The following is a 13,570-nucleotide window of genomic DNA, read 5'->3' on the forward strand; positions in this document are numbered from 1 at the left end:
TACCTCCAAATGCCTGTAGCGGAGTTCTCATTCTCGTCCTTCCAATCCAGCCTCAATCCGTTCACCAATCGTCTCTGACAGCACCCGGATTGGATGGGCATCATGGTTCACATAGCGATTGGTGATCGTCACGTTGCGGTGGCGCAGGAGATGACTGATGAGGAAGGCGTTGCTGCCTGCTTGAGCTGCGAAGGTGCCAACCGTGTGGCGCAGATCGTGAATACGAACATCAGGAATGTTGGCATGGATGCGGATACGCTGCCATGCATTTTCAATTACTTCAATCGAAATTGGTTGTGTCGGATCTTTACAGCCGGGCAAAACATAAGGTGCCCCATCCACTCTTGGAATAACAGAGAGGATGTCGATGGCACTGCTACTTACCGGATGAGGTTTACGTTCATCCCCTTTTCTTGAAGGCAGGGCAATCGTGGCCAGTTCAAAATCAATATGCTCCCATTTCAGGGTTGCGATTTCACTCAAGCGCGCACCGGTATAAAGGAGCAAACGTAAGCAATAAAGAGCTCTCGGATTTACAGGTGTTGTCCGCTTTGCAATATCCTTAGGCAAGTGCTTGGCTGTGTCCTTCCCGGCTTTTATAATCCAGGGAAGACCTTCATGTTCCGCCAGTTCAAGAGTCCGCCCCAGTCTTTGCAACTCTTCCTCTGACAGAAAGCGATCGCGCTCATTTTCTTTGTAACGCTTGACCAACCGAACCGAATTACTGTGCTCTGGCCGTAGTCCCCATACTTCAGCAAGATTGAACGCTTTTGATAAGACCGCCAGAACCTGATTGGCTTGACGAGGTGTTGCTCTCAACGAATGATGCAGCTTTGCAATATCCTGCCGTCTGACAGAGCTGAGTTTCATGAGCCCCAATCGTGATCGAACACACTGCTTAAGAAGACGTTCAATGTCTTTCATTGTCTTGGGCTTGTTGTGAACCTGCACATGTTTACTCATATAGAGATCAAGGAGCACATTCACCGTGGGAGCAGCTCGTTTGTTTTCCCGCTTTAAGAGGGGATCATCTCCGTTACGGACTGTTGCCAACACATTGGTCGCCAGATCTCTGGCTTGATCTGGGGTTAGCTCACCATATTTCCCAAGGCTCATACGACGGGAGCGGTCTTCATGCGTGCGATATTGCACAATGAATGTTTTTGCACCGCTCGGCATCACTTGAAGGCCAAAGCCTTTGAGCTTGCTATCCCAGAGGAAGTGTTTTTTGTTCGCTGGCCCTACTGCATCCACCGTTCGCTTCGTTATGTTTGGCATAGACACACCTCTCCCACAGACGGCTCCTGACAGGAGCCACCGCACATACGAAAATACCAGTTGAAATACGTTCCCGATTACTGCTGTTTCTGACGGCCTGACAGCTTGTGACGACCTTTAAGGCTTTCTTTTAGGACCTGGGCAAAACAGCACCCAAACCTTTATAGGTCAAAACCTAGCTGCTTACCGTTTTGTGTCAGCACTATGTAAGCAAATGTATGAGATTGAGTGCGAAAAGCAAGGTAGGCAACCGCAAATAATTTTCTACAACTATTTGATTCATAGTAATGAATCGCCCTTCATCGTAAATGAGCGTTCATACTAAAGCGCCTTTTAATCAGTAGCTCCACGGTTCGAACCCGTGCGGGCTCACCATTTTCTCTCAGAAAATCGGTGACTGTTTCGCGAAGGCATTTATGCCTCTGTGGTGCTTGTGTGTGCCTTGCTTCAGATTTATGGCACATCCCCTTTTTGCACTTCTGCATTCCGGTTTTTGAACTCTCTTTCAACATATCATCTTGTTCCACTCTTTCTTTGCGAGGATTCGTGATGAACTTTGTCATTACTGGTGCATCAGGTGCCGGGAAATCTACTTTGCTGGAGTATCTCAAGTCTCTTGGGTATGCGTGCCGGGAGGAAGTTGGGCGCCAGTTGGTGCGGGAGCAACGGGCGATTGGCGGGTCTGCCCTTCCTGATCAGGACTGCGTTGCCTTTCGGGATTTGTTGTTTGAGCATTCCATTGCGGCGTTTGATCAGAGGATGGTGCGATCAGATGAGCCTGTTTTCCATGATCGCAGTTTTCTTGAGGCGATTGCATATAGTGCAATTATTGGGGCTTCTGTTCCTCAGAGCATGGTGATTGCTGCACAAAAGAGGCGGTTTGCTTCTCCTGTTTTTGTGTGTGCGCCGTGGAAAGAGATTTTTGAACATGATGCGGAGCGAACGCATGGCTTTGACTTTGCATGCCAGGATTATGCTGCGAATGTTTCGGTCTATCGTGCCTATGGATATGAGCTGGTTGAAGTGCCGCAAGTGTGTGCTGAAGAGCGCGCGCGGTTTGTGATTGAGCGTGCCGGAACACGATCCCTGCTTTAATTTCTAGAATCGCTGATGTCACAAAACGTCGGGTGGGCTGTCTATTAAGAGAAGGGTGGATGTTGCTCTATGAGATTGGGCTTATGTATTTTTCGGGTTGTATCAATCTCAAGAATACACCTTATAGGTTGTTAACAGGTCGTCGTCGTGTTTCTGGTTGTGTGGTAATTCTGCAAGGTTGATTACTCGAAGATTGTTAAGTGACTGGAACCTCTTAAAATTTCTAATCTGGTTCGGGTGTTGTTATCAAGGGTTGTAAGCATGAATTTATACAACCCATAAAATTGCGTTGGTTTTCCAAAAACAAGAATATCCGTAGCTTCATCTCTATCGAAGCGGACGAATTCTCTAGAAATAAAGTTGATATCTGTTCTCCATGCCAGTGTTGGCGTGTGTTTCGTGATGTCTCTTTGTGGTGTTAAGAGATTTAGTCTGTAATACATTGAGGTGTGGCGAATGTATTACAAGAATACACGACTAGAACATCTTGATGGGCGTCAGGATTTGACGCCTGTTTGGGAATACTGGAATGAGCATAGAAAAAAGATATTTGGAAGAGCTTTTCACCTTACTGGTGGTGACATGGATGCGGCTGAAGAGTTGATGTCGGCAACGATCATCAAAGTTGCATCGCACTTTGAGCAGCGCCCCTTGAATATGAGGGAGCCGATCGCCTTTTTTATGTATGCGCTTAAAAACGAGTTCATCAGTCAGTACCGGAAGAAGCGATACGAGTATCAGTTTCGTGATGGTGATAAGGATGTTTACGACGAACATCTGGCCAACACAGAGATTGAAAGCGCACCGCAGGAAGTGTTGCTGGCTCAGAAGGAAGAGCTGATGCTGATCAGCAAAACGTTGGAGCGGCTTCCTCTTATCTACCAGCAGATTTTTTCCATGAAATTTGCCGAGGATCGCAGTTACAGCGAGATTTCGGATGAGCTGAATATTTCTCAGGCTTTGGCCCGAAAGCGGGTGCAGTTTTTGCGTGAAAAGCTGAGAGATGCCCGCTCTAAGAAGCGTAAGCGGCTCAATTGAGCAGATTGAATGTTCACAGGAGGGTTGGGAGTGCGTCTCTCCGAATAGTTAACGAATTTAGACTGCGAGGGCGAAAGCATGGCGGAAGATACTGTAAATGCTCAGGTGACGGATGCCGTTACCCAGACAAATGTGAAGGTGGTGGGTGAAGCGCCTTCTCAGGCAATTGCCAATCTGTACCAAGTGGTTAGCAATGCGACGGGATTGTCGGTTCAAAATGCGACCCATGCGCAACAATCCATGAACCAGATATCGACGGCTGTTGTGTCCAAAGGCGTGCAGCTGATTATGGAAATAGGCCCGACCTCTGGAGCGGAGTCTAAACCTTCAGGTGGCTAATTTGAGGAAATTTGATGGTGAGGGAGAGAGGTGAGAGTTCAGCTTCTCAAGAGTATGAGAATGCGATCACGCGCCGGCGGCGCCTGATCTCTCTGCTCCACGGACCTTTGAGCGATAATAGTTTGCGTTCCTCAACTCAGTCCGGTGCTGAGGCATCCAGAACACAGGGTGCTCAGCGATCTTCTCCAGCGGTCAAAATGTCCTCACAGGCGGCAACGGAAACCGTCAACACAGCAAGTGAGAGCAACAGTCAATCCGGAGCGCAACAAACCATGGTGATGGATAGTGAAAAGGGATCTGCTGGCGGTGCAGACTTTGAGGATACTACCGGTTCTGACGGGACAGGTGGACAATCGCAGGGCACGTCCACGGATACCGGGAAGGGGCAGTCCTCCGGGCCATCCTATCCACCATTGCCAACCTCTGCGCCTTCAACTTCTGCTTTAAATGAACAGATTACTCAGGCCGTGCAGTTCACCAACTTTCAAAATTACCAGGGATTGGAGTCGATGATCTCCATTCCTGAGGATGTGATGACCAAGCAGTCCAGCGGGCATGCGTCGCAAAATGCGGAGACCTACATGAACGGTGTCATGCAAATCTCGATGGCTGCACAGGCGATTGTGGCTGCGAAGATCGCACAGGATCCGGCGCTGGCTGCGACACCTGCGCTGACGGAGCTGAACGTCATGGTGACCAATGCCATCTCGGCGTTTCAGGATGTGAGTGAGTGACCCGTCGGAAGTGGGTCAGCTGGTGGATCTGTTTCAGGAAATTACGCTGTTGTTTCAATAGGACTACATTTTGCTTGTGACTTTTCTTCGGGCTCTGATGCGATAGGCAGAACCCCTGTCAGCTCTAAAGGTGAGATATGGAACGGGACGTTACATACATTCGAGAGGAATTGGAGGAGGTGATCCTCAATCAGTTGCGCCGCTGGGAAGGGGTTATCGAGCAGGAAGAGACGCTTACCCTGTCGCGGTCTGGTGTTGAAACGCTTCCAGGACTTTTGTGTCACCTGAGCCTGGCGCGGGATGCGTTGGTGAAGGCGGAAGGGATGCTGGTGTGTGAAGACGGCATTACTGCGGCTGATGTGGTGCTCGGGTTTCGCGATGAGCGCCTGCAGGAAGAGGCTGACCGGTATGAAGACCGGGAAGATGAGGATCGGTTGATCCAGGATGGCGTGGAAGAGGAGCTTCTTGCGCGGTTTACCTCCACTGGTGACATTGAGTTTGAAGAGCGGAGAGACGATCGCGGTTCGGAGCGGAATTCAGATCACAACTGGTAAGACTGGACTTGAGGAGCGAGGCGATGAGTACAGCCGCAAACGGAACGTCAGGGGCCGCAGATGCTGGCCCTCAAAAGGTCACGGCTACACCGGGTCCGGAATTCAACTCTGCACTGGATGATGCTGTCGTACAGCTGACCAAGGTGAAGCAGAATGTGGATCAGGCGGCAAGTGAATTTGCGCAGCTGCGGGAGGGCATTCCCAACTACAATGAGGTGATTGCTGAGATCCGGCAGCAGCAGGCACAGATAAATCGGGCTTGCGACGATGCAACGTCATCTGCGCACACGATTGTGTCTGAGGTGGAGCAGGCGGCAGCCAAGCTGTGCACCTCTATTGATGAAGAGATTACGACGATCAAGAGTGTGATTGGTACCGGGGCTGAGGATGAGGAACCGCAATCACAACCGGCGCCGCCGCCCGTGCAGCCGCAACCGCAAATGGCGCCTGGGCAAGGTGCGCCGCAAGCTGGTCCCGGCCTGGGGCCGTTTCCGGGCGCTGGCCAACCTGTTCAGGGCGTGATGCCCAATCAGGAAGCGATGGCGGTACAGGCTGCTGAAGCTATGCGGGATTTTCTGAAGAAGGAAATCAAATCGGAGCTTTCAAAGCAGATTGCGCCACTTAATGAGAAGCTCTCTGAGCTTTTGATTAGTTATCTGCAACAGAGAACTCGCGACAGGTGAGCGATGTGTGAACCAATTCTTACAAAGAGCACAGGCTCTTAGGAAAGAGTTCACAAATAGAGAGGAGCGGCGTCAATAGTCTGTAAATGGCAATAATAACAAGCATATTGGAGAAAAAATGCCAAAGACTATTGAGGAACAATGTGGCGCAGCAAAACCCTCCGATGGCGGAACTGTTGATGCTGATGTGATTGCAATTCTTGGGGTGGCTCCCGCGTTTGCGCTGGCGCTGACCTTCCTGACAGCGGCGCAATCAACGGGGGTGCTTTTTGAGAATTCCGTCTCGAATGCACAGCGCCAGAACATCATTGCGCAGACCGCGTTGAATCAAGGAATTTTGCATACTTATTCTGTTGGTTCCATGGCTGCTGCAAACAGTATTTCACATATGGATCCGAAGGAAGTTGAGCAAATGAACGAGAGTTTGCTCGGAACATTGTGTCGGTACTTTTCGCAGTAATTCGGGGTGATTGATCGGTCTGCAACGATCAATGAGTTTTCTAAATAATTGAGAGTTTGCCTCTGGTCAGTGCAGTGCTTGCGCTTGATCAGAGGTGAAGCAGGGCTGCGTTTTTACCGAATTGCTCATGAGTTCGGTTGATCAGGTGGGAGTGATTTATGGCGGATCTACCGGGGATTGGCCCCGTAATACCAGAGGGCGGCATGGTGACGGATGCTGTCACGCAATCCAATGTGACGGTGCTTGGGCAAGCGCCTGCAATTGCGATGGGGAATCTCTATGCATCCCTTGCACATTCAACGGGCATTTTGCTGCAGAACTCAGTCGCATCCGCGTCTCAATCTACCATTCTTGCACAGGCGACGACCAACATGGGCGTCATGCAAATCTATTCCGCAAATACAACGGCCGGGGCATCGGCCACAGAGAAAGTTGCTCAGGCTGGGACAGCTGACCAACTCAGTACGTTGCTGACTACCTTGCGTAGTTTCAATCCTTAACCGGAACTTTCGAGCTTCGCTTTCTGGTGCAAAGGCCAGAGCGATGAGAATGGTTCTGATGCATCCTTTAAGTTGTAGTAGCGCGTACTCCTTTGGAGCCAGTTCAAGGAAATGCAGAACCGGATTTTGACCAGAACTGTATGAAAGAGGACTATTAGAATGCCAACAACTGTTAGCCCTATGATCACTGATGCGGTTACCCAGTCCAACGTAAAGGTCGTGGGTGAAGCCCCTGCAATGGCAATGGGCAGTGTCTTCCAGACAATGGCTCATTCCACGGGAATTCTCTTTGAGAACTATGTCTCTGCCGCTCAGCAGCAGAACATTCTTTCTCAGGCAGCCGCTAACCAGGGTGTCATGCAGATTTACTCCATGGATACGATGGCTGGTGCTGGTGCTACCGAAAAAGTTGCTCAAAGCGGGACACCAGACCAGTTGAATACACTGCTGACAATCATGCGCGTTTTCAACCCAACCTAACGGGTTTAGGCGTCGCCCTCCGGCGGCGTTGGTTTGACTTGAAGTTAATGGTGTCCGGTTGGTTTTCAGGTGGGCATGCCCCTGGTGGTCCTCTGTGAAATCACCGGACACGACCTTTCTTATTCATGGCAGTTCATACTCTGCTGAACTGCTTTTGTTTCTGTCTCCCGCGTATCGGTATTCGAAAGGCGGTTTCGTCCCTTCGAAAGATATGCTGCATTTTTAAGGATGACGACTATGCCGGATACGGTAAATCCAATGATTACTGATGCCGTCACACAAACCAATGTGAAGGTTGTTGGTGAAGCTCCAGCCATGGCTATGGGTTCGCTTTTCCAGACCATGGCGCACTCAACCGGTATTCTCTTTGAGAATAACGTGGCTGCTTCTCAGCAGCAGAACATTCTGGCTCAGGCTGCAACCAACCAGGGCGTTATGCAGATTTACTCCATGGATACCATGGCAGCTGCTGGTGCTACAGAAAAGGTTGCTCAGTCTGGTACGCCGGATCAGCTCCAGACGCTTCTTACTATTATGGAAGCATTCCGTCCGGGCCGGTAAATGGACCCGTGACGACCTCTCGTGCGAGTTACATTTCAACCTTCCCTGCTCCGGCAGGGGAGGTTTGCAGTTTTGGTATGGTCTCTTTTGCTGACAGACCCGATGGAAATGGGTATAGGTACTGCTACGAATAAGCCCACAAAGGCAAAGAATGACACATACGCTAACCCCTATTTTGGTCTGTGCGCTCTACAAGTTTGTTGAGTTTGCGGACTTTGAAGACATGCGCGAGCCTCTGCTTGACTACTGCAAGAGCCGTGGTATTCGCGGCAGTCTTCTTATTGCTCGTGAGGGCATTAACGGAACCATTGCTGGTGAAGAACCGCAGATGCGGGATGTGATTGCTTACTTACGCAAAGACCCGCGTTTTCATGACATCATCGTCAAGGAAAGCTGGGCTAAGCAAGTTCCGTTCAAGCGCATGAAGGTGCGTTTGAAGCAAGCGATCGTGAATATGGGCGTGAACCATATTGATCCGAATGATCTTGTCGGCACCTATGTGAAACCAGAGGACTGGAATGCGCTGATCTCCGATCCGGATACGGTCGTGATTGATACGCGTAATGACTACGAGTTTGCTCTGGGCACGTTTGAAGGTGCATTGGATCCTGACACGGAAACCTTCAATGAGTTTCCTGAATGGGTCAAACGCAATGACAATTCGCTGCGCGCCAAGAAGAAGGTCGCCATGTTCTGCACCGGCGGTATCCGCTGTGAGCGGGCAACCGGGCTGATGCTGGAGCAAGGCTATGATGAGGTTTATCACCTTGAAGGCGGTATTCTGAATTATCTGGAAAATGTGCCAGAGGATGAGAGCCTCTGGAAAGGCGAGTGCTTTGTGTTTGATGACCGCGTGTCTGTTGACCACAAGCTTGATGCTGGCTGGGGGAAGAACCTGCCGGAGAAAACCAAGAAGGTTCTCGCGCCATACCAGATTGATGACAAGCCATCTGAGGCTGGCGAAAGCTGAAGCAGACTGGAATGAGGGGTGGTTTGACTGCCCCTTACTTTTGCTTGCACCCGGAAAATCTTATCCCCGTCCGTTCAGCGTGGCCTATTGTTGATCTCATGTTCACGTTAACGGGCAGCTGGCGGAGCGACCGTCAGTGCAGCGTGAGCTGGGCGGGGCTACCGGGAGACATAACGCATCCTCCGGCGGGTCCGTTGAAACACCCCTTGAAAGTCTTTAGTGCAGGGACCAAGCGGAAGCTGGTCACCCGATGGGCGTCTACACTGGCAGGCGTTTAGCTATCACTGGCACTCACATTTGCCTCTGGCTGATGTGTTTGTTGCTGATGGTGCCTGCTCCCAACGCCTTTCGGAGGAGATCTTGTTTCATACAAAAACGCCCGGGCGAGGCGAGCAGCCAATGCCGAAGAAACTAATTTACTCACAATGCGCAGGCATCGCCTGCTCGCCTTGCTCACCCCGTATTTGCGGGCTCAAACAACAACACCGCCGGACATGAGCCAGCGGTGCTAATTCTGTTTGCTTTTTTGGAGGTAAGGCAGGCCTTTTTGGCGCAGCGCTTAGCCAAAGCGGCAGGTTGGCAGGCCTTTGTGCTCTACATCCATTGCAAAGAGACCACCTGATTTAGGGAACTCTTTGAGAAGCTCGTCATCTCCATGCGGGCGCAGGCTTGCCACGACCAGTGTATTGAGGCTTGGACCTGCAAAGCACGGAATAGTTGGGCGTGGGACTGGCATGGCGATGGATTGCAGCAGCTGTCCTTCCGGGTCAAAGCAGTTGACGTTGCCTGCTGAGACGCCTGCGGACCAGTAGTTGCCATCGGTGTCTGTTGTGGCGCCGTCCGGTCTGCCCACTGTGTTGTCCAGCTGCAGGAACTTGCGCTGGTTGGTGACCGCGCCGAAGTCACGGTCGAAATCATAGGCGAAGACTTCGCCGGAGCCGGTGTCAGAGTGGTACATGGTCTTGTTGTCCGGAGACCACGCCAAGCCGTTGGAGGTTCTGATCTCTGTAGCGATTTGCGTGACATTGCCGTCTGGTGTGACGCGATAGAGGCTGGCGATTGGTGTTCTTGGACTGATGTCGTCCATGGTGCCCACCCAGAATGCGCCGTCAGGTCCAACCTTGCCGTCGTTCAGACGAGTACGTGGGTTATCCGGCTCAATCTTCGCGATGACCTCGTACATTTTGGTGCCTGTATCGAACAGGATGATTTCGTCTTTCATCGCCACGATGAGGCGGCCGTCTTTACAAAGGCCAAAGGAGCCAACGACTTTCGGGAAGTCCCATGTGGTGACTTCTTTACTATCCCAATGCATTGCGTGGATCTGTTTTCCGAGGATGTCACAGAAGAACAGGTGTTTTGTCAGTTCATCCCAGAGGAGACCTTCGGCCAGCTCGTAGCGACCGTCCAGCAAGCAAGTGATAATTGGGGTCAAAGTCGTGCTCCATACTCATGCAGCCCGGGAGAGCTGCAGGCGATATACAATTGAGCGTTGTTATAGAGAGGTTTGGCAGGAGCGTCGAGTATGCCTGTGAGAAAACCGCAAGGTTTCCGCGGTGATTTAACCTTCGGAAATTGGCAGGGCGCTGCCTTGTTTGGTGGAGCGGATCGCGAAGGAGGAGCGCATGCGGACAACGCCGGGAAGGCGGGTGAGGTGGTCGCGGTGGATGCGCTCAAAATCAACTGGATCATCGGCCATCACGCGCAGGATGTAATCCGCATCGCCACCCATGAGGTGACACTCCATGATCTCGGTGGAGCGATCAACGGCCTTCTCAAATGTCGAAAGAGCTTCCTCTGACTGAGAGCCGAGCGAGATCTCGACAAAGACACTCATACGCTTGCCCAATTTCTTCGGATTAAGCAATGCGACGTACTTCTCGATAACGCCTTCAGACTCCAGCGTCCGGACACGGCGCAAGCAGGCAGAGGCGGACAGACCCACATGATCTGCGAGATCAGAATTGGAGATACGGCCATTGTCCTGCAGCGCGCGGAGGATCTTTTTATCAAGCTTGTCGAGTTTCATAGCTTTGCCGTTTTCGCAGATTATTGTGTCTGAACGATGTTTATTCGTAGATGTTTGCTAAAATGTACCGTGTCGTGCGCACATTGCAAGCATCTGCAGCCGAGATTTCCATAAGCTATGTAGAAACACAAAGCCGAAGCTGATTGGGAGAATGTGATGCTTGTTGGTGTTCCTAAGGAAATAAAAAATCACGAATATCGCGTTGGTCTGACGCCAGACAGCGTGCGCGAAGTTGTTGCTCATGGCCACGAAGTGGTTGTTGAGACCAATGCCGGTGTTGGCATTGGCGCGAGCGATGCTGACTATACTGCAGCTGGTGCATCCATCCTGCCGACTGCTGCTGAAGTCTTCGCGAAAGCAGAAATGATTGTGAAGGTGAAAGAACCTCAGGCTGTTGAGCGCAAGATGCTCCGTCCTGATCACCTGCTGTTCACCTACCTACACCTGGCTCCGGATCCAGAGCAGACTGCTGACCTTGTCGCTTCTGGTGCAGTTTGCATCGCTTATGAAACAGTAACGGATGAAAAAGGCCGCCTTCCTCTGCTGGCGCCAATGTCTCAGGTTGCTGGTCGTCTGTCCATTCAGGCTGGTGCAACTGCACTGCAGAAAGCTAATGGCGGCGCTGGTGTTCTTCTCGGCGGCGTACCGGGTGTTGCTCCTGCGAAAACCGTTGTGATTGGCGGTGGTGTTGTTGGTGCCCACGCAATTGAAATGGCAATCGGCCTTGGTTCCGATGTGACTGTTCTGGACAGAAACGTTGATGTTCTCGACGCTCTTTCTGCTCGTTTTGGTTCCCGTTTGAAGACAGTGTTCTCCAACCGTGCCGCGCTGGAAAAAGAAGTTCTGGCCGCTGATCTGGTTGTTGGCGCTGTTCTGGTGGCTGGTGCTGCTGCGCCGAAACTGGTGACCAAAGAACACATCAAGGCGATGAAGCCGGGTTCTGTTGTGGTTGATGTTGCAATCGACCAGGGTGGTTGTTTTGAAACGTCCCGCGCAACAACTCACCAGGATCCAACCTACATCGTGGATGAAGTGGTTCACTACTGCGTGGCAAACATGCCAGGTGCTGTGGCTCGCACCTCTACCTACGCGCTGAACAATGCGACCTTGCCATACGTTCTGGCGCTGGCTGACAAAGGCTACGCAGCTGCTCTTCGTGACATCCCAGGCTTCTTGCCGGGTCTGAACGTTTACAAGGGTCAGGTGACTGTTGCTGAAGTTGCTGAAAACCTTGGCTACACTTACGTGGCTCCTGAAGCTGCTCTGGTTCAGGAAACTGAAGCAGCCTGAAAGTCCAAGCGGACTTAGAGATTGGAAGCGGGAGCCACTGGCTCCCGTTTTGCGTTGATAAAGGTTCTGTTTACCCTGTCATCGGTTTGCCGCCACGTTAATGAGTTTGCAGGTGCAGCTTGGATATACTGGTCAAAATTAACTAGTATTTTTCGGATTGGGCGGCGTCATGTATCATGATTTGGAATTGGTTCTTCAGCATGATTTGATTGTTGATTGGAAAGAGCATTACAAAGAGGTGTTCGGCAAGCACACGCTCCTGCTGAGCAACCGCCTGCATGAGCTGCCTGTCTTTCTGCCAGAAAATCTGGCGCGATTGATTGAGACAACTCCTTCTGAGCATTATGACTTTGTTCGTCCCGGTGCAATTGGCACCAAGAAGTCCCAGTGGCTGCAGGGCAGTATTGAAGGTACCAAAGGCGAGGACGTGCTTCGTGCTGTAGAAGAAGGGCGTTTCTGGCTTTCTCTTCGTGCACTTCAGGAATGGGATGAGGGCTTCAGGCAAGTCACGTCGAAAATTTTCGACGAGCTTGAGGTGAAGGTTCCGGGCTTTGAGACCTTTAAGCACAAGACCGGGATGCTGATTTCTTCCCCCGGTGCTCAAGTGTACTATCATGCAGATGTACCCGGACAATCCCTCTGGCAAGTGAAGGGCCATAAGGACGTTTATATTTATGAAAATACCGCGCCGTTTCTTTCTGATGAGCAGTTGGAAGGTATCTTCCTTGGGACGACCGAAGAAGAGATCCGCTTTGAGCCCTGGTATGATGAGTTCGCTACAAAGGTGACGCTGAGCCCGGGTGAGATGGCGCACTGGCCACTTAACAACCCGCATCGGGTTGAGAACCATGATGAGGTGAACATCTCGGTGACCACTGAGCACTTCACCACTGAGATCAGGGATTTTTATGCGATCATCTATGCCAATGGTTTGCTGCGTAGAGCAGGGATCTCTGGCAATCGGCACAGCGTTGGTGCGATGAAATACGCTAAAATGGCTTTGGCGGCTGCGCATAAGATCATCTACAAGAAGATGGTGCAGCAGAGTTCGAGTGCCAAAAGCCCGCGCAGCTTCAAGCTGGACATGGCTGCGCCGGAGTTTATGGCTGATCTGTAGAAACGATTGCTGTCAGCAGCGGTAGTAGTAAGGGCGGCCATAGGTGTCGTAACCAACACAGCGGCGCGGGGTGGTGGCTGCTCCGATTAAACCGCCTGCAACTGCACCGATACCAGCACCGGCAAAGGCTGCGCCAACATCACCTGTTGCAGCCCCAATGGCAGCGCCTGTGGCTGCACCAAGACCACCGCCAACAAGGACGCGGTCTGTTCGGTTATACTCACTGCAAGCACTGAGTGTGAGCAGGGTGGCTGTTAGGATTATTATTTTTCTCACGATCCTACCCATGGTCTGATTGTTTGAAACCCAAGGTAGTGCTTGACCTGTTGCAGATGAATGAATGCGGCTGACGAGATGGCAAGGTGGTTAAGTTGAAGCTGTTTGTCTTTTGAGACTTGTAGGTATGTAACGCAAAAAGGCCCCGCAATTGCAGGGCCTTTGG

The 13,570-nt window shown here is 51.3% G+C and carries 17 protein-coding genes; 13 read left to right on the forward strand and 4 right to left on the reverse strand.

The window, feature by feature from the left end; all coding sequences use genetic code 11:
• Nucleotides 1-27: 27 nt before the first annotated feature.
• The gene (locus BM231_RS26345) at nt 28-1,278 is read right to left on the reverse strand and encodes a tyrosine-type recombinase/integrase (protein ID WP_093524335.1); all 1,251 of its coding nucleotides are present in this window, start codon (nt 1,276-1,278) and stop codon (nt 28-30) included.
• A 549-nt stretch (nt 1,279-1,827) separates the two neighbouring features.
• Between BM231_RS26345 and BM231_RS26350 the strand changes: the two genes are divergently transcribed.
• The 11 genes from BM231_RS26350 to trhO all read left to right on the forward strand — a co-directional run bounded on the left by BM231_RS26350 (nt 1,828) and on the right by trhO (nt 8,692).
• Entirely contained in the window at nt 1,828-2,373 is a 546-nt protein-coding gene (locus BM231_RS26350) for an AAA family ATPase (protein WP_208860672.1), read from the forward strand.
• Nucleotides 2,374-2,829: 456 nt separating this feature from the next.
• The gene (locus BM231_RS26355) at nt 2,830-3,411 is read left to right on the forward strand and encodes an RNA polymerase sigma factor (RefSeq protein WP_093524339.1); all 582 of its coding nucleotides are present in this window, start codon (nt 2,830-2,832) and stop codon (nt 3,409-3,411) included.
• Between the two features lie 78 nt (nt 3,412-3,489).
• Nucleotides 3,490-3,750, forward strand: coding sequence for a RebB family R body protein (locus BM231_RS26360; protein WP_054663306.1), 261 nt, complete (start codon nt 3,490-3,492; stop codon nt 3,748-3,750).
• Nucleotides 3,751-3,764: 14 nt separating this feature from the next.
• Complete coding sequence (locus BM231_RS26365; RefSeq protein ID WP_093524341.1) at nt 3,765-4,484, forward strand: hypothetical protein; 720 nt, start codon at nt 3,765-3,767, stop codon at nt 4,482-4,484.
• A gap of 137 nt (nt 4,485-4,621) precedes the next feature.
• Nucleotides 4,622-5,038 carry a hypothetical protein gene (locus tag BM231_RS26370; protein ID WP_093524343.1) on the forward strand — a complete coding sequence of 139 codons (417 nt, stop codon included), beginning with the start codon at nt 4,622-4,624 and terminating at the stop codon, nt 5,036-5,038.
• 23 nt (nt 5,039-5,061) lie between these two features.
• Complete coding sequence (locus BM231_RS26375; RefSeq protein ID WP_093524345.1) at nt 5,062-5,721, forward strand: hypothetical protein; 660 nt, start codon at nt 5,062-5,064, stop codon at nt 5,719-5,721.
• A gap of 118 nt (nt 5,722-5,839) precedes the next feature.
• A complete protein-coding gene (locus tag BM231_RS26380) occupies nt 5,840-6,181 on the forward strand; it encodes a RebB family R body protein (RefSeq protein ID WP_093524347.1) in 342 nt (113 codons plus the stop codon).
• A gap of 203 nt (nt 6,182-6,384) precedes the next feature.
• Entirely contained in the window at nt 6,385-6,681 is a 297-nt protein-coding gene (locus BM231_RS26385; RefSeq protein WP_057460918.1) for a RebB family R body protein, read from the forward strand.
• 159 nt (nt 6,682-6,840) lie between these two features.
• The gene (locus BM231_RS26390; protein ID WP_057460907.1) at nt 6,841-7,161 is read left to right on the forward strand and encodes a RebB family R body protein; all 321 of its coding nucleotides are present in this window, start codon (nt 6,841-6,843) and stop codon (nt 7,159-7,161) included.
• Between the two features lie 237 nt (nt 7,162-7,398).
• Nucleotides 7,399-7,722 carry a RebB family R body protein gene (locus BM231_RS26395; protein WP_093524349.1) on the forward strand — a complete coding sequence of 108 codons (324 nt, stop codon included), beginning with the start codon at nt 7,399-7,401 and terminating at the stop codon, nt 7,720-7,722.
• A 151-nt stretch (nt 7,723-7,873) separates the two neighbouring features.
• On the forward strand, nt 7,874-8,692 hold the full coding sequence (trhO, locus tag BM231_RS26400; RefSeq protein WP_063289650.1) for an oxygen-dependent tRNA uridine(34) hydroxylase TrhO: 819 nt from the start codon (nt 7,874-7,876) through the stop codon (nt 8,690-8,692).
• Nucleotides 8,693-9,251: 559 nt separating this feature from the next.
• On the opposite strand, the gene BM231_RS26405 is transcribed toward trhO, so the two are convergent.
• Together BM231_RS26405 and BM231_RS26410 are read right to left on the reverse strand one after the other, a co-directional pair.
• Nucleotides 9,252-10,127: an SMP-30/gluconolactonase/LRE family protein gene (locus BM231_RS26405; RefSeq protein WP_093521193.1), complete on the reverse strand. Its 876-nt coding sequence runs from the start codon at nt 10,125-10,127 to the stop codon at nt 9,252-9,254.
• A 126-nt stretch (nt 10,128-10,253) separates the two neighbouring features.
• Nucleotides 10,254-10,721 (reverse strand): Lrp/AsnC family transcriptional regulator, encoded by a 468-nt coding sequence (locus BM231_RS26410; RefSeq protein ID WP_093521195.1) that lies wholly within the window; start codon nt 10,719-10,721, stop codon nt 10,254-10,256.
• 156 nt (nt 10,722-10,877) lie between these two features.
• Here BM231_RS26410 and ald point away from each other — a divergent pair, with 156 nt between their 5' ends.
• A complete protein-coding gene (gene ald, locus BM231_RS26415) occupies nt 10,878-12,011 on the forward strand; it encodes an alanine dehydrogenase (RefSeq protein WP_093521197.1) in 1,134 nt (377 codons plus the stop codon).
• A gap of 169 nt (nt 12,012-12,180) precedes the next feature.
• On the forward strand, nt 12,181-13,128 hold the full coding sequence (locus BM231_RS26420) for a transcriptional regulator (protein WP_093521199.1): 948 nt from the start codon (nt 12,181-12,183) through the stop codon (nt 13,126-13,128).
• Nucleotides 13,129-13,140: 12 nt separating this feature from the next.
• Here BM231_RS26420 and BM231_RS26425 read toward each other — a convergent pair whose 3' ends face one another.
• Nucleotides 13,141-13,404, reverse strand: a complete 264-nt coding sequence (locus tag BM231_RS26425) for a glycine zipper domain-containing protein (RefSeq protein WP_093521530.1) — start codon at nt 13,402-13,404, stop codon at nt 13,141-13,143.
• Between the last annotated feature and the right edge of the window lie 166 nt (nt 13,405-13,570).

The sequence above is a fragment of the Pseudovibrio ascidiaceicola genome, from assembly GCF_900114245.1.
Taxonomy (GTDB): Bacteria; Pseudomonadota; Alphaproteobacteria; order Rhizobiales; family Stappiaceae; genus Pseudovibrio; species Pseudovibrio ascidiaceicola.

Coding starts and splice junctions, on each gene's coding strand:
- BM231_RS26365 (WP_093524341.1), top strand. CDS start 3,765: ATGGTGAGGGAGAGAGGTGAGAGTTCAGCTTCTCAAGAGTATGAGAAT.
- BM231_RS26345 (WP_093524335.1), bottom strand. CDS start 1,278: ATGCCAAACATAACGAAGCGAACGGTGGATGCAGTAGGGCCAGCGAAC.
- BM231_RS26355 (WP_093524339.1), top strand. CDS start 2,830: ATGTATTACAAGAATACACGACTAGAACATCTTGATGGGCGTCAGGAT.
- BM231_RS26350 (WP_208860672.1), top strand. CDS start 1,828: ATGAACTTTGTCATTACTGGTGCATCAGGTGCCGGGAAATCTACTTTG.
- BM231_RS26410 (WP_093521195.1), bottom strand. CDS start 10,721: ATGAAACTCGACAAGCTTGATAAAAAGATCCTCCGCGCGCTGCAGGAC.
- BM231_RS26385 (WP_057460918.1), top strand. CDS start 6,385: ATGGTGACGGATGCTGTCACGCAATCCAATGTGACGGTGCTTGGGCAA.
- BM231_RS26390 (WP_057460907.1), top strand. CDS start 6,841: ATGCCAACAACTGTTAGCCCTATGATCACTGATGCGGTTACCCAGTCC.
- ald (WP_093521197.1), top strand. CDS start 10,878: ATGCTTGTTGGTGTTCCTAAGGAAATAAAAAATCACGAATATCGCGTT.
- trhO (WP_063289650.1), top strand. CDS start 7,874: ATGACACATACGCTAACCCCTATTTTGGTCTGTGCGCTCTACAAGTTT.
- BM231_RS26375 (WP_093524345.1), top strand. CDS start 5,062: ATGAGTACAGCCGCAAACGGAACGTCAGGGGCCGCAGATGCTGGCCCT.
- BM231_RS26380 (WP_093524347.1), top strand. CDS start 5,840: ATGCCAAAGACTATTGAGGAACAATGTGGCGCAGCAAAACCCTCCGAT.
- BM231_RS26420 (WP_093521199.1), top strand. CDS start 12,181: ATGTATCATGATTTGGAATTGGTTCTTCAGCATGATTTGATTGTTGAT.
- BM231_RS26360 (WP_054663306.1), top strand. CDS start 3,490: ATGGCGGAAGATACTGTAAATGCTCAGGTGACGGATGCCGTTACCCAG.
- BM231_RS26370 (WP_093524343.1), top strand. CDS start 4,622: ATGGAACGGGACGTTACATACATTCGAGAGGAATTGGAGGAGGTGATC.
- BM231_RS26395 (WP_093524349.1), top strand. CDS start 7,399: ATGCCGGATACGGTAAATCCAATGATTACTGATGCCGTCACACAAACC.